At 45.5% G+C, this 17,372-nt stretch carries 15 protein-coding genes and 2 pseudogenes; 9 read left to right on the top strand and 8 right to left on the bottom strand.

What is annotated here, in order from left to right; genetic code table 11:
• Positions 1 to 1,129: NACHT domain-containing protein (locus QUB44_RS15280; protein ID WP_333368887.1), on the top strand; the 1,129-nt coding region annotated here is incomplete at its 5' end.
• Between the two features lie 11 nt (positions 1,130 to 1,140).
• Here QUB44_RS15280 and QUB44_RS15275 read toward each other — a convergent pair.
• Positions 1,141 to 1,861: pseudogene (locus tag QUB44_RS15275) on the bottom strand (IS1 family transposase).
• A 197-nt stretch (positions 1,862 to 2,058) separates the two neighbouring features.
• On the opposite strand from QUB44_RS15275, the pseudogene QUB44_RS15270 reads away from it, so the two are divergent.
• Together QUB44_RS15270 and QUB44_RS15265 are read left to right on the top strand one after the other, a co-directional pair.
• Positions 2,059 to 2,340 (top strand): annotated as a pseudogene (locus QUB44_RS15270) (aldehyde dehydrogenase family protein); the annotation flags it as partial.
• A gap of 164 nt (positions 2,341 to 2,504) precedes the next feature.
• A complete protein-coding gene (locus tag QUB44_RS15265) occupies positions 2,505 to 2,852 on the top strand; it encodes a DUF779 domain-containing protein (protein WP_333368884.1) in 348 nt (115 codons plus the stop codon).
• A gap of 256 nt (positions 2,853 to 3,108) precedes the next feature.
• Here the strand turns inward: QUB44_RS15265 and QUB44_RS15260 are convergent, their stop codons facing one another.
• The 4 genes from QUB44_RS15260 to QUB44_RS15245 form a co-directional block, all read right to left on the bottom strand.
• Positions 3,109 to 3,885, bottom strand: coding sequence for an FAD-dependent monooxygenase (locus tag QUB44_RS15260; RefSeq protein WP_333368881.1), 777 nt, complete (start codon positions 3,883 to 3,885; stop codon positions 3,109 to 3,111).
• Positions 3,886 to 4,026: 141 nt separating this feature from the next.
• Positions 4,027 to 4,191, bottom strand: coding sequence for an NAD(P)-binding protein (locus QUB44_RS15255; RefSeq protein ID WP_333368877.1), 165 nt, complete (start codon positions 4,189 to 4,191; stop codon positions 4,027 to 4,029).
• Positions 4,192 to 4,402: 211 nt separating this feature from the next.
• The gene (locus QUB44_RS15250; RefSeq protein ID WP_333368875.1) at positions 4,403 to 4,954 is read right to left on the bottom strand and encodes a DUF2854 domain-containing protein; all 552 of its coding nucleotides are present in this window, start codon (positions 4,952 to 4,954) and stop codon (positions 4,403 to 4,405) included.
• A gap of 164 nt (positions 4,955 to 5,118) precedes the next feature.
• Positions 5,119 to 5,265, bottom strand: coding sequence for a hypothetical protein (locus tag QUB44_RS15245; protein ID WP_190657804.1), 147 nt, complete (start codon positions 5,263 to 5,265; stop codon positions 5,119 to 5,121).
• 9 nt (positions 5,266 to 5,274) lie between these two features.
• Between QUB44_RS15245 and QUB44_RS15240 the strand changes: the two genes are divergently transcribed.
• Both QUB44_RS15240 and QUB44_RS15235 read left to right on the top strand, forming a co-directional pair.
• Positions 5,275 to 5,535 carry a hypothetical protein gene (locus QUB44_RS15240; protein ID WP_006632500.1) on the top strand — a complete coding sequence of 87 codons (261 nt, stop codon included), beginning with the start codon at positions 5,275 to 5,277 and terminating at the stop codon, positions 5,533 to 5,535.
• Positions 5,536 to 5,737: 202 nt separating this feature from the next.
• Positions 5,738 to 5,908 carry a hypothetical protein gene (locus tag QUB44_RS15235; protein ID WP_333368872.1) on the top strand — a complete coding sequence of 57 codons (171 nt, stop codon included), beginning with the start codon at positions 5,738 to 5,740 and terminating at the stop codon, positions 5,906 to 5,908.
• 152 nt (positions 5,909 to 6,060) lie between these two features.
• On the opposite strand, the gene ppk1 is transcribed toward QUB44_RS15235, so the two are convergent.
• Positions 6,061 to 8,244, bottom strand: coding sequence for a polyphosphate kinase 1 (gene ppk1, locus QUB44_RS15230; RefSeq protein WP_333368893.1), 2,184 nt, complete (start codon positions 8,242 to 8,244; stop codon positions 6,061 to 6,063).
• A 248-nt stretch (positions 8,245 to 8,492) separates the two neighbouring features.
• Positions 8,493 to 12,485: a HEAT repeat domain-containing protein gene (locus QUB44_RS15225; protein WP_333368868.1), complete on the bottom strand. Its 3,993-nt coding sequence runs from the start codon at positions 12,483 to 12,485 to the stop codon at positions 8,493 to 8,495.
• A gap of 42 nt (positions 12,486 to 12,527) precedes the next feature.
• Between QUB44_RS15225 and QUB44_RS15220 the strand changes: the two genes are divergently transcribed.
• Positions 12,528 to 12,656: a hypothetical protein gene (locus tag QUB44_RS15220; protein ID WP_333368863.1), complete on the top strand. Its 129-nt coding sequence runs from the start codon at positions 12,528 to 12,530 to the stop codon at positions 12,654 to 12,656.
• A gap of 28 nt (positions 12,657 to 12,684) precedes the next feature.
• Here QUB44_RS15220 and QUB44_RS15215 read toward each other — a convergent pair whose 3' ends face one another.
• Positions 12,685 to 12,954, bottom strand: coding sequence for a hypothetical protein (locus QUB44_RS15215; protein ID WP_333368861.1), 270 nt, complete (start codon positions 12,952 to 12,954; stop codon positions 12,685 to 12,687).
• A 139-nt stretch (positions 12,955 to 13,093) separates the two neighbouring features.
• On the opposite strand from QUB44_RS15215, the gene fbp reads away from it, so the two are divergent.
• From fbp to zwf, 3 genes are all read left to right on the top strand, one after another.
• Positions 13,094 to 14,167, top strand: a complete 1,074-nt coding sequence (gene fbp, locus QUB44_RS15210; protein WP_333368858.1) for a class 1 fructose-bisphosphatase — start codon at positions 13,094 to 13,096, stop codon at positions 14,165 to 14,167.
• 164 nt (positions 14,168 to 14,331) lie between these two features.
• Positions 14,332 to 15,486, top strand: a complete 1,155-nt coding sequence (gene tal / locus QUB44_RS15205; protein WP_333368855.1) for a transaldolase — start codon at positions 14,332 to 14,334, stop codon at positions 15,484 to 15,486.
• Between the two features lie 258 nt (positions 15,487 to 15,744).
• Positions 15,745 to 17,274 (top strand): glucose-6-phosphate dehydrogenase, encoded by a 1,530-nt coding sequence (gene zwf, locus QUB44_RS15200; protein ID WP_333368851.1) that lies wholly within the window; start codon positions 15,745 to 15,747, stop codon positions 17,272 to 17,274.
• Positions 17,275 to 17,372: the final 98 nt, after the last annotated feature.

Raw genomic sequence — 17,372 nt, 5'->3', positions numbered from 1 at the left:
ACGTTCTTTCCTGAAAGCTCAGCAACAAATCGCCTCAGAATGTCATAAAGAATTGGTTGAGCCGTCTCGCAGGGCTTTTAAAAGACTCCTGATTTACTTGCATCAGGACCGTCCTTATTTAGAATGGCTAGATAAGAAGAATAAGGAGTTAAAATCTGAATTAAAGCAGCTTAACAAACAAACAGCCCCTTCTGGTATTCCAATAGAAGGTTTAGATGAGATAGAATTGCTGCTAACTTCCAGAAACGAGTCAAGCCAAAATCGCTTTCAAAAAGTTGAAAATAAACTGCTGGAAGTTGCGCTCAAAGATTGTGATGTCCCACTTTATAAAGATAAATTAACCGAAAATTTATTTAGCTTAGTATCTGCCTGCTTTGCCGAGGAAATCAAGGACAATGAAAAGGTGTTCCAGATTTTCACAGCGCAAAGTTTAACGCGGAATGATACCCAAACCGCCGAAACTCACGCTTTGATTGAACAGCTAAAGGCTTTGCTTGAGGAAATAGTTGAAAAGAGCCAGATTGCTTACGTGCCGATTGACTGGCAAGCTATTTGCCAGCAGATATTAGACGAGAAAGAACAGCAACGGCTTAGTAGCAATCAGCTAACTTTTGGCAACCATGAAATAGATGATGTTTATGTGCCGCTGGGATTGGTGGAACTGCAGAAAGTGACTCAGCGAAGCGAGGATGTTGCGGCTGAGGAAGGTTCGGATTTGTACCGGGAAAAAGAAGTTACTCAAAAAATTGAACACAGCGAGTTTCTTGAGCAAGTTATCCAGCAAGGAAGTAGCCCTAAAAGCAATGGCAAGCGGTTAGGAATTATTGGGGAACCGGGGGCGGGGAAAACAACGCTGTTGCGGCAGATTGCAAATTGGGTAGCGACGGGCATTTCCGAGGCGATTGTAATTTGGGTATCCTTGGCGGATTTGCAGGGGAAGGAATTAGAGCCGTATTTATTTGATAATTGGCTGTTGGCGGCTATTAAGAGAATTGGGAAGGCTGAGGCGACTGCGGAAATTAAGGATGATTTTGTAGCACAGTTTAATGCTGAGCGCGTTTGGTTGGTGTTGGATGGGGCGGATGAGATGGCTGTCGGAGATGAAAATCCGGTAGTGATAAATATGTAGTGATTAGATATTCATTGGATCAAAACATAGTTGTAATGATGAATAAAATACCAAATAGCACCAATATGCTTTTCTAAATTTTTAGAAAATGAAAGACTCTTTCTTACGATCCGAGAAACACGTTGGCGCAAAGTATTATTAAATCTTTCAATGTGATTAGTTTTTCCACTGTCTTTACCAACTGGCTGATGGCGTTTTCTTGGAAAAATAAAAGCATAATCCTGCCAAAAATCTGTATAGCAAACAGCACATTGTCGATAGACAGGAGGTAGAGAATTCCATAATTGTTTTGCTCCTTTTTCGCTACGATCGCCAATATAAACACCAATAATTTATCTGGTTTCTCTATCCATTGCTAACCACACCCATTGCTTATTTTCTTTGCAATCTACAAATGACCACAGTTCATCACATTCAACATTCAATCTGACTTTTTTTTTAGGTTTAACCTTTACTGTGCGTTCGATTGAGGCATATTTATTATTTACGTAATCCTGTAACCATTTTTGAGAAACACCCGTGCTTCTAGCTATACCAGCCAAAGAAATTTTCTCCAAAAGAAGTCGAACTATTAAATCTTTTGTTGGTGAGCTAATTACTTTGTTGGTCGGATTTTAGACAAATTGGCGACCGCAACTTTGACATTTTTATTTTGGTTTTTTATTATGAATTCTACCATTTTTATATGTGATTTGAACCACAATCAGGGCAGTCTGGGCGTAAAAATAGCATATTACATGACTAAACTAATGTTGGCAGAGAGCAAGGATTCCAGCAATAGTTACTTATGATAGCATAAGTGTAACTAAATCTACACTCGAGCGCGTAAACAAATATTAAAATCACAAATTTTGATTGTGTTATTTATAAAATAATCCTATGTATTCAATTGCTGTAATTAAACTTCACTACATATTTATTACTACCTCAAAGACGAAGCCGAAGCATTAGAAATTGCCAACGATACTCTCTACGGTTTAGGTGCAGGAGTTTGGACTCGCGACATCAACACCGCCTACCGCATGGGCCGCGCCGTTCAAGCAGGCCGCGTGTGGACAAACTGCTATCACCTTTATCCAGCCCACGCAGCATTCGGCGGCTACAAATCGTCTGGTATCGGCCGCGAAAATCACAAAATGATGTTAGATCACTACCAGCAAACTAAGAATTTGTTGGTAAGTTACAGCCCCAAAGCTTTAGGCTTTTTCTAAGGTTTTAGTCATTGGGAAAGAAAAAGGAAGAAGGACAAACTTCAATGATTCGTGAACTCCTTCTTTCTCTCTTTCCTCTCCTTCTCTGCGCCCTCTGCGCCCTCTGCGGTTCATAAAAAAATTCATTCACACACGAAATAAACTTGCTACACAAATAGACTAAAATGGAAACGATCGCAAAAGTAACCGCAACAGAAGCCGCTTTAAAATTAATTAACCATCTCAAAAGTCAACACGGAGAATTGATGTTTCACCAATCCGGCGGTTGCTGCGACGGTAGTTCTCCAATGTGCTTTCCCGATGGCGAATTGATCGTCGGTAATGGTGACGTATTGCTGGGCAAAATAGGCGGTTGTCCTTTCTATATCGCAGCGCAGCAATACGAATATTGGCAACACACGCAGTTAATTATAGACGTAGCGTCCGGGCCCGGAGGCAGCGATTTTTCCCTCGAAGGGCCGGATGGAGAGCGTTTTATTACTCGTTCTCGCTTGTTTGTTAATGCTGATTAACTCTGTTTATCCTTAACTTGCCGGCAGTTTCTCTAAAAACATGAATTTGCTTAAGCCTGAAAGCCGGTTTCTTTCATGGGAGCGAAAAAACCTATTTTTATTTAAGTTTTTATCTAAGTTTCTCGCGTGGGCTAACGACGGCAAATTTTCTGACGAGGGCAAACGCATCTTATTTTTAGAATACTTGCTGGACAAAGGTTTCAGCCATTATTTGAGTTTGGTTGCCCCAAATTAAACCCCTGATAGCGTAAAGCTTTCAGGATTTAGAGGCGTTTGCCCTGATTTGCTGACTAATTTCACGGCTAGTGCGTTGATATTCGTGGACAATCGGTAATCTTTCAGCTTGAAAATTTGCCAGAGCTTCTGCCATATTAGCACTAGACATGAGATGTCGTGATAAAGACAAACCATCTTCCCAACCTGAAGTCATACCTCTAGCGCGTGTCGGACTTTTCGCGTGAGCCGCGTCACCAATTAAGATAACACGGCCATCATATAGTTGAGGCAGGGGATCAATGTCATAGGAATAACGACAGACAATATTTTCCAAAGGGGTTGACTCAATCACATTTCGCGCATCCTCTGGGAGTTTTGCCAATTCTTGGGGAGGAATAATGGTATTAGTTGGTTGTAGTGTGCCTACTTCAAAATCGGCCAGATCCTTTTCCAGAAAGAAACCCCAATGAGTACGATTTGCACCAAGATTAACGAAATTGGCATAAATTCCTCGGTCGCGTACATAAAGCAAATAGTTTCCTTCTGGACAGAAGTTATTATCTGTTACAATTGCTCGCCATACTAGATCGCCTAAATAACACAATTCTACACCCGGAACCACAAATTGACGAACCTTAGAAACTATTCCATCGGCACCAATTAACAGATCTCCTTCCCAGTGACTGCCATCTTTAAAGTGGGCGATCGCGCTATGCTCGGTTTGGGCGATCGACAATAATTCAGCATTAAAACGAATAGTGTCAGGGGGTAACTCGTCCAGGAGTGCTTCTAAAATAGCTTTGCGGTGTACCAGCATTCCTGGGAGTTCATTTTCCTCATAGGTGACGGGTTCAGAATTGATGACATCGCCGCGGAGGTTGCGAAACTCGAATAATTTAACCGGAGCGCCTGAGTTGATAATTTTTTCGGTGACTTGAGGGTTGCCTTGATGAAGTGCTTACATACCTGCTTGTACGATCAGGATACCACACCCATCGGTGCGCGGATAGGGTGCTTTTTCAAACAAGTCAACTTGAAACCCTTGTTGAATCAGCAGAATTGCCAGATAAGCTCCTGATGTTCCTGCGCCGATAATACCTATCCTGCTTTGGGACGAAACCATTTGTGCTTCTCCTGATTTAAGATTGCCGATCGGTTCTCAACCATTATTGTAATTAAGGAAAATCAAATTTGGGCGATCGCCCAATTGCGGATTGAGTTTTTGTTGATAGCGACAGGTTTCAAGCTGCCGCTAAAATCAGTATCTAAGCTGATGCAGGATTAATGTTTAATTGATGACTTCAAAATTCACGCACTCAAAACTCAAGACTACTTTAAGCTTGAGTATTTTTAATTAAAGCCAATTCAATTTTGTCACCAGCCTTTTGAGTCACTTGTGCACGCAAACCTGGCCCAAAAAAAGTAGCTATTTTGTCTTGCTTTTCTTCCCATAAGTTGATCGGCAGTAGTGGCGAATAAAACTCTAAAATTAACCCATAAGCACCGTCAACATCAACTTCCCGTAACCCTTGCAGGAGAGGCCGTTCCTCGTCTGTCGGGGCCAGCCCTAAGCGCTCCAAAGCATCATCTAAGTGCGCGGGTTGGCCGTAGCGAAATCGAGTGATATCTTTGCGGACTTGGTTTTGAGTATCTGTGGCCTGACTTTCTCGCAAGAGGAGAACTTCAGCAGAGGTAGGTTCGGTGAATTCCACTGGTTCGAGTTCGGCCGCTTTCAGGGCCAAACCTCCCAGCAACAGCGGAATTCCATAAAAAAAACCGGCTAGGTTCAGGGTAGGTCTGTCTGTGAAGTAGGCTCCGAACCCGACTGCTGCTATAATACCGCCAACAACTAAGGCTAGGTTTGCTAAAGAAATTTTGCGTAACATATTAGTGAGGTAAGTAGTCTGACAGAAATAATATACTTTAATTATTATCTGTCAAAAAGTCTTGAATAAATTTAGTTTTTTTGCCAAAAGACCTGCAAAAACTGCTAGCATCTATGAGCGCGGGAGCGGTGTGCATCCACAGTCTTGTCTCTAGCTTCAGAAGCTTATCCAGCCGGACTCGCCCGGGCGCGCCATCGGTAAATATCCGTGTTAATTGCGCGGCGTTGGTTCCAGAAGGCAATCGAGATCGGCAGTATCATCAAAGTATACAGAGTGGCGATCGCGATCGACACTCTTGCCCTTTCAACCATTTTTCGGACATGATTAAAGACGAAGACAAACAAACTGCTGGAGCAAACAAGGCGGTTCTGGAGCAGATTAACTCGCTCAAACGTGAAGATGAAAGGCTTTATAATATCTTAGCGATCGATGTCTGGGCCCTAGCCAAGACGATGGATGAATATCAACCAGGATTTTGGGCTGCTTTTATGAAAAACCGGGAGAAAGCCCTGAAGCGATTTTTAGCTGGAATGATGAAAAATAAACCCGCAGATACCAAACGTCCGCCTTTTTTGCGCTAAAATTTGGCTGAAGTTTGGGGGAAGTTTTGATGTACAATCAAACTATAACACAGACCCAAAAACCCTGAGCAGGTTCATCACTTTCCCTATAAAAACAGTGAAGGATTTGCCCATAAAGGTAGGTCGGTGAATTAAGAATCTCCGTCTGTTCGCAGAGGGGAATGTCAAATATTTTTGTTAATAGTAGCAAAGGCAAAAAACCATGGATGCACAAGCAATCAAAGAGCGCGTAGCAGAGATCGAAGTCAAGCGGGAATCCCTCGTGCGGCTGTTAGATCGATCGGACTTGGGAGCCCTGAGAATAGATGTTAGTCAGGCGATCGAAGAAATTGACGATCTCTTAGAAGAATTCAAACGTACTTTTAACAGTTAGGGCCATTGGGCATTGGGCATTGGGAATGGGGCATGGGGCATTGTTGACTGTTGACTAATAGCTAATAACCAATAACAGATAGCTAATAACCAATAACAGATAGCTAATAACCAATTCCCCATGCCCCATGCCCCATGCCCCATTCCTAATGATTAATTCATCACCATATCCATCAAAATTTGCTGAGAGCTTACTTCCGGGCAATTAGCAGGCGGTCGCCGCTGAGAGTAGTGTCCTCCCGGCTGCAAATCCCAAGCTTGGCGGTTGTCAGCCAGCATTACACCCAAAATTTCTTGCAATTCCTTGGCAATTGTCGGGTCTTCCACTTGAACGATCGCCTCAACCCGTCTTGTGAGATTGCGCTGCATCCAGTCAGCAGAACCAATATACACCTCTTCGTCGCCACCGTTGAAAAAATAAAACATCCGAGAATGCTCTAAAAAGCGACCGATAATACTGATTACTCTGATATTTTCGCTAACACCTTCAACGCCGGGACGCAAACAGCAAATCCCCCTGATAATCAAATCAATTTTAACTCCCGCTTGCGAAGCTTCGTACAAAGCAACAATAATTTGAGGGTCAACTAAAGCGTTCATTTTAGCGACAATGCGGCCGCAGCTACCGTTGCCGCCTTCGGCTTGCAAGTGGCAGAATTCGACCTCGCGGCGGATTAAAGCTAAAAATCGATCGCGCATATTGACCGGTGCCACCAATAATTTGCGATAAGATACCTGCCGCGAATAACCAGTCAAATAATTAAACAAATCCGTCAAATCCGATCCCAAATCCTCGCGACAACTCAACAAACCCACATCGGTATACAGTCCGGCTGTTTTGGGATTGTAATTGCCGGTGCCGATGTGGACATAGCGGCGGATGTAATCGTCCTCGCGACGCACTACCATCACAATCTTTGTGTGGGTTTTGAGTCCCACCAAACCGTAAACTACGTGGACTCCCGCTTGTTCTAACTTGCGAGCCCAATTAATATTATTTTCTTCGTCAAACCTAGCTTTGAGTTCTACTAAAACAGCTACCTGCTTGCCGTTTTCTGCTGCTTGAATTAAGGCGCTGACGATCGGCGAATCACCAGAAGTGCGGTATAAAGTCATCTTAATCGCTAACACGGAGCGATCGTGCGCCGCCTCAGTAATAAACCGCTGTACCGTCGCCGCAAACGAGTGATAAGGATGGTGCAGCATTAAATCCCCCTGGCGGATGGCGGTGAAAATATCCTCACCATCTTCACCATCCAACATCGATTTCTCTAAAATCCTTGCCGATTCCGAGTTCCGCAAACGGGGCGGCACAACCGGAGTCCAAGGCGGGTCTTTCAGTTCCGGCACTGGCAGCCCCACAAAAGACATCAAATCCTTGAGGCCTAGCAGCCCCTCTACGACGTAAACATCTTGCTCACCGAGCTCCAGCTCCTCCATCAGCATATCTCGCAGCGCAGGCGGCATAATCGCTTGAATTTCCATCCGCACCGCAGAACCTCCAAACCGGCGCTTGCGGAGTTCCTGTTCTATTGCCAGCAGCAAATCCTCCGCCTCATCTTCCTCCACGGTCAAATCGGAATTGCGAGTAATGCGGAACGGGTGATATTCCTCAACGTCCATCCCCGGAAACAAAGCTTCTAAATTGTGGGCAATCACCTGTTCTAGGGGCACGCCAGTCCAAACAGGAGATTTGCCCCTCTGCTGCCACTGCAAATCCCCCGGTAGTGGCACAAACCTCGGCAAAACCTGCGGGACTTTGACACGGGCAAATAATTCTTCCCGCGTGTCGGGGTCCCTGACTACTACTGCTAAATTGAGGCTGAGATTTGAAAGGTAGGGGAATGGGTGGCTGGGGTCAACTGCTAGGGGAGTGAGTACGGGAAATACTTGTTCTTTGAAGTAGCGGTGCAAATAATTGCGCTGTTCTTGATTGAGGTCAATGTAGTCGAGAATGTAGATTTCGCTTGCTGCTAGTTTCGGCCGCAGGGTTTGCTCAAAATATGAGTGCTGCTGAGTAACCATCGGCAAAAGCCGCTTGTTCAGGGCATCTAGCTGTTGTTGGGGCGTGCGGCCGTCGGAGGTTAATTTGCTGACTTTTGCGTGTACTTGTTGTTTGAGGGCGCCCACGCGCACCATAAAATATTCGTCTAGGTTGGAGCTAAAAATAGCGAGAAATTTGAGTCTTTCTAGGAGGGGCGTGCGGGGGTCGAGGGCTTCGTGGAGCACGCGGTTGTTGAATTCTAGCCAGCTTTGTTCTCGGTTGAAGTAATATTGAGGATCGCTGAGGTTGATTTCAGTGTAGGTTTTGGCGGGGGTCTTTTTTGGCTTGGGCATGGTTTGGGGGAGTCTTTCGGAGGCTCGGTTGATGGCATCTCTAGAAATAGTATTGTAGGTTAAAGGATTTGTTCGCATCTGCTTTTGGTCGATCGCACGTTTTTGTAATACCTGTAAGAAAACGGCCCAGCCTAAGTCCGGCCCCTGGATATGCGACTTATCCCCTCGCCCCAATCCAATTCTGTACCGCATTCAGCAAGTCCTCTTGATTTGGCCCAAAACCTGTTAACGACAATTCTAGGGGTGGGTTAAGCGTGCCATGCTTGATAAAATTCTGGGTAAGTCATATTTTCGGCACAATGCCAGATGACTCCGTAGCACTTCTCATTGCGACCCAAATCATTTTTGTAGATTTCCGAGGTTAGGCGATTTTTCAAACCTGAGACTGCGGTGGCGAAGTGTTTACCTTTCATAATTTTCAGTAAGCTATCTGCCGGGTCAAAAATAGAATGTTCAGGGTGATAACTAGGAATCAACTCTATTAAAGTCGCGATCGCAACTGGGTGATATTTCTCTATTTTTCCTAAGCTAGATGCCGCTCGACACCGGGTATCTGGATCACCTGAATTGCGGATTAACTCGACTAAGGTGGCGATCGCAACTGGGTTATTTTTGTCTATTTTCCCTAAGAATTCTGCCGCTTGAAGCCGGGTATCTGGATCACCTGAATTGCGGATTAACTCGACGAAAATGGCGATCGCAACTGGGTTATTTTGGCCTATTTTTTCTAATTTATTTCCCAATTCCCACCGATGATAGGCATTCTGAGAAGCGCCGAGCAACTCGACTAAAGTGGAGATTGCAACTGGGTTATTGTTATCTATTTTCTCTAAGCTAGATACCGCTTGAAGCTGGGTATATTCACTTTGAGAAGTACCGAGCAACTCGACTAAAGCGGAGATTGCCTCTGGGTTGTTTTTGCCTATTGCCCCTAAGCTTTTTATCGCTTGACACCGGGTACTTTCAGCACCGGAATTGCGGATTAACTCGACTAAAGCTGCGATCGCAACTGGGTTATTTTTGCCTATTTTACCTAAGCTATCTGCCGCTGACCACCGGGTTTTTTCATTGGAATTGCGGCTTAACTCGACTAAAGCGCTGATTGCAACTGGGTTATCTTTATCTATTTTCCCTAAGCATTCTGCCGCTCGCCACCGGGTAACTTTATTACGTGAAGTGCGAATTAACTCGACTAAAGCGGAGATCGCAATTGGGTTGTTTTTGCCGATTCTTGCTAATCTTTCTGCTGCTTGATAGCGGGTATCTTTCTCACGGTAGTTGCGGATTGACTCCAATAAAGTTTCGATCGCTACCGGGTTATCTTTGTCTATCTTACCTAAAATTTCTGCCGCGAAGCATTGAGTAATTTTATTATCTGAAGTGCGGATTAACTCTACTAAAGCGGCGCTCGCAACAGGATTATCTTTGCCTATTTTCACTAAGCTATATGCCAATATTATATAGGTAGGTACGTTGTGCCGATAGAAAAACCTGTCCATACCGTTCTCAACTGAATTGGGGATGAGTTCTACTAAAGCGGCGATCGCTTCTGGGCTATCTTTGCCTATTTTTCCCAAGCTATATGCCACTCGCTTCTCGGTCTTGTTCTCAACTGACTTGCGGAGTAACTCGACTAAAGTGGCGATCGCAACTGGGTTATTTTTTTCTATTTTTCCTAAGCTCTCTGCCGCTACACACCGGGTATGTTCATCCTGAGAAGTACCGATTAACTCGACTAAAACGGAGATAGTTTCTGGGCAATGTTTGCCTATTTCCCCTAAGCTTTTTGTCGCTCGCCTCCGGGTATATTCATCACCTGAATTGCGGATTAACTCTGCTAAAGCTGCGATCGCCTTTTCCCGATCCGTCTCTTTCAGAACTTCCCTTGCTCTATCGACAATTGGATCGATAAATGTCCGCCAATCCTGTTTTTGCTTATTAAAATAACCAAATCCCCAAATAACAATTTGCGACACAATCTCATCAGCAAGACTACAATCTTTAAACTCAGCAATCCCCGCAGCCGCTAGAAAATATGCCCGATATCCATAAAATTTATCCCACCCAACCTTAAACTTAACCAACGCCTTAATAAACGCTTCCTTCTCCTCCTTCCCTACATCCTCACGCCCCAACCACAGCAAAATTACCTCTTTCCACTGCTTCTCAAAAATGCGGTATCGAGCATCAGGATGTTGCGGATTCTTAGGAAAGTGATTCAAGAAAAAGTGCCAATCCTCAACCGCCAACGCCGCAAAATATTCCTGAAACGTCGGATGGTAAAAAGCATAAATCCCCTCCGCCGTCTCCGCATCCCTCGCCACTAAATTCAGCCAACCCAAACGACAAGCTAACTCAAACTGCGATTCACCCATCACCCGATATCCCGCACTTTCTCGCAACTGAAACCGCGACGTTTCATTTAACATCCCTGAAAGTGCCAATTTCCCCAAAGCCGCATTCAATTCCTGCTGCTGAATCAAATTCAGGCGCGGTTTTTTCCACTGATACAAAGCTGTCACAAACCGCTGATAAAGCTTAGCCTTAGTATCCGGCAAATCCCCATCCAACGACTGCCAAGTACCGCACAGCAGCGAACATCTCAGGGGATTTTTCACTAAATCTCGAATTCGCTCTTTTCCTGATGCTGCTAATGCTTCCCGTAGCTGTTGAGAAAGATCCCCCCCAGCCCCCCTTAATAAGGGGGGAGTAAGAGTTTCCCCTTCTTGTTTCCCGTCCCCGTCTTCTCTTGTCCCCCCCCTTAGCAAGGGGGGGTTAGGGGGGGTTCCAAACCATTTATCAATAAATATTTCCACCTGTTCGGGATAGGAAAACTCCAGAGTGCGATAAGTATCAAAAGTATCCAACGCAGTGCCGATCGCATCCCAAACATTCTGCCGACAACTTAGCACTATTCGCGCCTTTTGAATACAGCCGCCAGTTCTAATTTGCCGCTGAATTTCCGCCAAAGGATTGCCATCCCCCACCGCTATCTCATCCGCCCCATCCAACACCAACCACACGCGCTCAGCATTAAACTGTGCTAAAAAATCATCCTTAATTTCCGCAGTCGCCTCAGCCTTCCCAATTCTCTTAATAGCCGCCAACAGCCAATTATCAAATAAATACGGCTCTAATTCCTTCCCTTGCAAATCCGCCAAGGATACCCAAATTACAATCGCCTCGGAAATTTCAGCCACTACCCAATTCGCAATCTGCCGCAACAGCGTTGTTTTCCCCGCCCCCGCTTCCCCAATAATGCCTAACCGCTTCCCATTGCTTTTCGGGCTACTTCCTTGCTGGATAACTTGCTCAAGAAACTCGCTGTGTTCAAATTTTTGAGTAACTTCTTTTTCCCGGTATAAATCCGAACCTTCCTCAGCCGCAACATCCTCGCTTCGCTGAGTCACTTTCTGCCGTTCCACCAATCCCAGCGGCACATAAACATCATCTATTTCATGGTTGCCAAAAGTTAGTTGGTTGCTACTCAGTCGCTGCTGTTCTTTCTCGTCTAATATCTGCTGGCAAATAGCTGACCAGTCAATCGCCACGTAAGCAATCTGGCTCTTTTCAACTATCTCCTCAAGCAAAGTCTTTAGCTGTTCAATCAAAGCGTGAGTTTCGGCGGTTTGGGTATCATTCCGCGTTAAACTTTGCGCTGTAAAAATCTGGAATACCTTTTCATTGTCCTTGATTTCCTCGGCAAAGTACGCAGATACTAAGCTAAACAAATTTTCGGTTAATTTAGCTTGATAAAGTGTGACATCACAATCTTTTAGTGCAATCTCCAGCAGTTTATTTTCAACTTCTTGAAATCGATTTTGGCTTAACTCGTTTCTGGAACTTAGCAGCAATTCTATCTCATCTAAACCTTCTATGGGAATCCCAGAAGGGGGTGTTTCTTTGTTAACCTGCTTTAATTCAGATTTTAACTGCTTAATCTTCTTATCTAGCCATTCTAAATAAGAACGGTCTTGAGGCAAGTAAATAACGATACCTCTAGAAGCCCTGCGAGACGGCTCAACCAATTCTTTATGACATTCTGAGGCGATTTGTTGCTGAGCTTTCAGGAAAGAACGTTTCAGCGCTTTTTCTAAATCGTGATTGACAATTTTACCATTTCGTGATAGCTTATTTACTCCCTTCAAACAGAGGTGCTTGACTGCATCATTGGCTTGAGTGCCCACTATCCCATCGAAAGCGACCTTCAGAAGACCTCCCAATATCGCAGCTTCTAGCATTTGACGGTTCTCCTAATTTCAGGCTGCAAGCGGGTTATTTCAATGATAGGCGATCGAGTTTGGTTGCGGGCGATCGACACGACAATAATTATTGGAACAATTCTGCGGGCGATCGAACTTTTATATGATGGGCGATCGATGTTACAGGCGATCGTACTTTTGTATGTATGACAGACGATCGATGTTAGGGACGATCGAATCATTGTCGATGCTTTGGTCTTTCAGGGCGATAGTACACAGAGTACAATTTCCTTTGGGGCGATCGCCCGTTTTTAGGTAATTTTTCTGTTTCCGGCGATCGGCGATTGATTCTGCGGGCGATCGAACTTTTGTATGACGGGCGATTGACTGCGATCGCCCCAGACGACCCCAATTTCGATATAGATAAAAAATTTAGTGATTTTGAATACAATTTCCGACTCAACACTCGATCGAACTCCTCAATTTTCGATGGGGATCTAAAATTCACCTAAAGTTCGACGCCCGATCGCAAAACCCTTCCTAAGATAGAACTTGGGGGACGATCGACCTAAAAGCCGATTCAGGAGCAAGTATGAAGCACCTGAAAAATCCCAAACGAGCCACAAGACAGGGAGGACATCAAAATCATGGTAAACGCGCCGACAGGGGAAGCCCGCCTGGGCCCGACCGAGCAGGTACAATCCTTAGACCGCGATTGCACAACTCTATCCCGTCACGTACTCCAGCAACTCCATAGCTTTAGTGCAGATGCTCAGGATCTCAGTGCCCTGATGAATCGCATCGGGCTGGCGGCCAAGCTGATCGCGAGGCGGCTCAGCAGAGCCGGGTTAATGGAAGATGCTTTAGGGTTTACAGGGGCTGTGAACGTGCAGGGAGAATCCGTCAAAAAGATGGATATCTATGCCAATGAAGTGTTTATCTCGGTATTCCAGCAAAGCGGACTTGTTTGCCGCTTGGCTTCGGAGGAAATGGAAAAACCCTACTACATTCCCGAAAATTGTCCGATCGGGCGTTACAGTCTGCTCTACGATCCCATAGACGGTTCTTCCAATCTTGACATCAATCTCAATGTAGGCTCCATATTCAGCATCCGCAAGCAAGAGGGGGACGATGCAGATGGTTCTGCTTCCGACTTGCTGCAACATGGACACAAACAAATTGCCGCTGGTTATGTGCTCTACGGCCCGAGTACCATGCTGGTTTATTCGATCGGTCAGGGTGTTCATTCCTTTACCCTCGACCCCAGTTTGGGCGAGTTTATTCTAGCTAACGAAAACATTAAGGTTCCCGATCGCGGCCCGATTTACAGCGTTAATGAAGGCAACTTCTGGCAGTGGGAGGAATCTTTGAGGGACTACATTCGCTACGTACACCGCAGCGAAGGCTACAGCGCCCGGTACGGTGGGGCTTTGGTGGGAGATTTCCACCGGATTTTATTCCAGGGAGGCGTGTTTTTGTACCCCGGAACGGTGAAAAATCCGGAAGGCAAATTGCGTTTGCTCTACGAATCGGCTCCTTTGGCGTTTTTGATGGAGCAAGCCGGCGGGCGGGCCAGTACCGGTATTCAAGACATCTTGGATGTAGTGCCAACCAAGCTGCACGAGCGATCGCCCTTAATTGTCGGCAGTAAAGAAAATGTAGCGATGGTCGAGTCTTTTATTCAAGATCGAGCGCGCAATCCTAGAACAGTCCAAGAGTGAAGTCATTAGTCATTAGTCATTGGTCATTAGTCATTAGTTATTAGTCATTAGTTATTGGTCATTAGAACCAAAAAATAACAACTAATAACTAAGCAATGCCCAATGCTTTTAGACCCGATCCTAAATTCCCAATTAACAGCTATCAAATTGTAGGAGTTACAGTAATGACAGCAACACCAACGAATCACCTGTTAGAAATCAAAGAAATTGGCCAAAGTATCTGGATGGACAATTTGACTCGCGATCTGATCGAGTCCGGCGAACTCAAACAGATGATTGAAAGTCGGGGACTGCGCGGGATTACATCTAATCCGGCTATTTTTGAGAAAGCGATTGCGGGTAATGTGATTTACGACGCGGATATCGAAGCCGGCATCCGGGCGGGTAAATCTGTAATGGAGATTTACGAATCTCTGGTATTTGAAGATATCCGCAACGCTTGCGACATCTTCGCCCCAGTTTACGCAGAGTCGAAGGGTTTGGACGGCTACATTAGCATTGAAGTGCCACCGACGATCGCCAACGACACAGAAAGCACGATTAGTGAAGCCATGCGCTATTACAAAGCCCTCGGCAAAGAAAACGTGATGATTAAGATTCCGGGAACCGCTCAAGGTTTGCCCGCAGTCGAGCGAGTCATCAGCGAAGGCATTAACGTTAACGTTACTTTGCTATTCTCCGTTGACAGCTACGTCGAAACCTTCTGGGCTTACATTCGCGGTTTAGAAGCGCGGGCGGCTAAAGGTTTGGATATTAGCAATATTGCTTCTGTTGCCAGTTTCTTCTTGAGTCGGATCGACATCAATGTCGATGGCAAGATTGACGAGAAACTCAAAAATGTCACAGATATTTCCACAAAAGCTAAACTGGAAGCAGTGAAGGGGAAAATTGCGATCGCCAATGCGAAGGTAGCTTACCAGAAGTATAAAGAGATCGTAGCGAGCGATCGCTGGCAAGCTTTAGCAGCCAAAGGAGCGAAAGTGCAGCGCTTGCTGTGGGCTTCCACCAGCACCAAAAACCCCAACTACAGCGATGTCATGTACGTCGATGAACTAATCGGCCCCGACACCGTTAACACTTTGCCGCCGAACACCGTTGAAGCTTGTTTCGACCACTGCGATGTCGCACCCCGGATTGAGAACAACGTTGCAGAAGCTTACACCCTGATCGAAAGTCTCAAAGATCCCGACATCGACATCAACTTGGACCAAGTGATGGCAGACTTGCTCCTCGACGGGATTGATAAATTCGTCACCCCGTTCCAATCCCTGATGGATTCCTTGCAAGAGAAAGTCCAGAAGTTGTCACCCGTCGCTTAGGCAGATATCTGTATCCTGAAAGGCAGAAGCATTTAGGAATCGGAATAGATAATTATTTGGGTTCTTAAATGCTGAGTTTTAAATCCTCTCTAGGAATTTTGAGATTAATGGGTGTTAGAGTTCCTAGAGAGCAAAATCATCTGCCTCCTCTAGCAGTATGAAGAACCGATTAACTCTCTCACCCAGCAACTAGCAGAAATGACCGCAAACTATCATGGTGTCTTGGCAGGGTTAACATCACTAGAAAAAGGAAAATAAATGGTAACGCTACTTGAAAATCCGTTGCGCGTAGGTTTACGAAAAGAACGGGTGCCGGAACCACAAATTCTGGTAATCTTCGGAGCTTCTGGGGATCTGACCCAGCGCAAACTGGTACCAGCAATTTATCAGATGAAGCGCGATCGACGCTTGCCACCGGAAACTACCGTGGTGGGAGTAGCCCGCCGCCCTTGGAGTCACGATTACTTCCGAGAGCAAATGCGCGAAGGCATTGAAGAATTTGGCGGCGGCATTGGCAATGAAGAATTTTGGCAAGAATTCGCTAAAGGTTTGTACTACTGTCCGGGCGACATTGACAACCCCGAAAGCTATCAAAAACTCAAAGCCTTCTTAGCGGAACTCGACGAAGAAAGGAGAACTCGTGGCAATCACATATTTTATCTATCAGTTTCCCCGAACTTTTTCCCAGAAGCAATTAGGCAACTGGGTGAGGCTCAAATGCTGGTCGATCCAGTAAAACACCGCTTGGTAATTGAAAAACCCTTCGGCCGCGACTTGAGTTCGGCAAAAGCTCTCAACCGAGTCGTGCAGAAGGTTTGCCAAGAACAGCAAGTTTACCGGATCGACCACTATTTGGGTAAAGAAACTGTTCAGAATTTAATGGTGTTCCGGTTTGCTAACGCGATTTTTGAACCGCTATGGAATCGGCAATTTGTCGATCACGTACAAATTACAGTGGCAGAAACAGTAGGCGTAGAAGACAGGGCAGGTTACTACGAATCCTCTGGGGCGTTGCGGGATATGCTGCAAAACCACTTGATGCAGATTTTCTGTCTGACGGCGATGGAACCACCGAATTCATTGGACGCTGACAGCATCCGCACCGAAAAGATGAAAGTTCTGCAAGCAACTCGCTTGGCAGATTTGCATAACTTGGAGTTCTCAGCGATTCGCGGTCAATATTCCGCAGGTTGGATGAAGGGCAAACAGGTGCCGGGGTATCACGATGAACCGGGGGTTGCAGCCAACTCGACGACGCCAACTTTTGTGGCGATGAAGTTTATGATTGACAACTGGCGCTGGCAGGGAGTGCCTTTTTACCTGCGAACCGGCAAGCGGTTGCCGAAAAAAGTTAGCGAAATTGCTATTCAGTTCCGCGAAGTGCCGCTGTTAATTTTTCAGTCTGCGGCCCAACAAACTACTCCTAACGTTTTGACTATGCGCGTGCATCCCAATGAGGGGATTTCGCTGAGGTTCGAGGCGAAAATGCCGGGGCCGGATTTGCGGACGCGGACGGTGGATATGGATTTCAGTTACGGTTCTTCTTTTGGGGTGACATCTTCGGATGCTTACGATCGCCTGTTAATTGATTGTATGCTGGGCGACCAAACTTTGTTTACCCGTTCTGATGAAGTGGAAGAAGCTTGGCGGGTGGTAACGCCGGCGCTGATGGAGTGGGAATCGTCCAACGACCCAGATTTGGTTCCTAAATACGAAGCGGGTACTTGGGAACCGACGGAAGCAGAACTGCTAATTAACAGAGACGGCCGCAAGTGGCGCAGACTTTAAAAGCCATTAGTCAGCAGTCATTAGTCATTAGTTATTGGTCAGCATTAGTATTAGTGATTAGCTAATAGCTGCTAACTCATAACTACTAACTAATAACT

The organism is Microcoleus sp. AT3-D2, assembly GCF_036705715.1.
In the GTDB taxonomy this organism is placed as follows: Bacteria; Cyanobacteriota; Cyanobacteriia; order Cyanobacteriales; family Microcoleaceae; genus Microcoleus.
This window is presented reverse-complemented; position numbering and strand designations above follow the sequence as displayed.

Coding starts and splice junctions, on each gene's coding strand:
- QUB44_RS15260 (WP_333368881.1), bottom strand. CDS start 3,885: ATGCTGGTACACCGCAAAGCTATTTTAGAAGCACTCCTGGACGAGTTA.
- QUB44_RS15245 (WP_190657804.1), bottom strand. CDS start 5,265: ATGGTTGAAAGGGCAAGAGTGTCGATCGCGATCGCCACTCTGTATACT.
- zwf (WP_333368851.1), top strand. CDS start 15,745: ATGGTAACGCTACTTGAAAATCCGTTGCGCGTAGGTTTACGAAAAGAA.
- tal (WP_333368855.1), top strand. CDS start 14,332: ATGACAGCAACACCAACGAATCACCTGTTAGAAATCAAAGAAATTGGC.
- QUB44_RS15220 (WP_333368863.1), top strand. CDS start 12,528: ATGATAGGCGATCGAGTTTGGTTGCGGGCGATCGACACGACAATAATT.
- QUB44_RS15265 (WP_333368884.1), top strand. CDS start 2,505: ATGGAAACGATCGCAAAAGTAACCGCAACAGAAGCCGCTTTAAAATTA.
- QUB44_RS15225 (WP_333368868.1), bottom strand. CDS start 12,485: ATGCTAGAAGCTGCGATATTGGGAGGTCTTCTGAAGGTCGCTTTCGAT.
- QUB44_RS15250 (WP_333368875.1), bottom strand. CDS start 4,954: ATGTTACGCAAAATTTCTTTAGCAAACCTAGCCTTAGTTGTTGGCGGT.
- ppk1 (WP_333368893.1), bottom strand. CDS start 8,244: ATGCCCAAGCCAAAAAAGACCCCCGCCAAAACCTACACTGAAATCAAC.
- QUB44_RS15235 (WP_333368872.1), top strand. CDS start 5,738: ATGGATGCACAAGCAATCAAAGAGCGCGTAGCAGAGATCGAAGTCAAG.
- QUB44_RS15255 (WP_333368877.1), bottom strand. CDS start 4,191: ATGGTTTCGTCCCAAAGCAGGATAGGTATTATCGGCGCAGGAACATCA.
- QUB44_RS15240 (WP_006632500.1), top strand. CDS start 5,275: ATGATTAAAGACGAAGACAAACAAACTGCTGGAGCAAACAAGGCGGTT.
- fbp (WP_333368858.1), top strand. CDS start 13,094: ATGGTAAACGCGCCGACAGGGGAAGCCCGCCTGGGCCCGACCGAGCAG.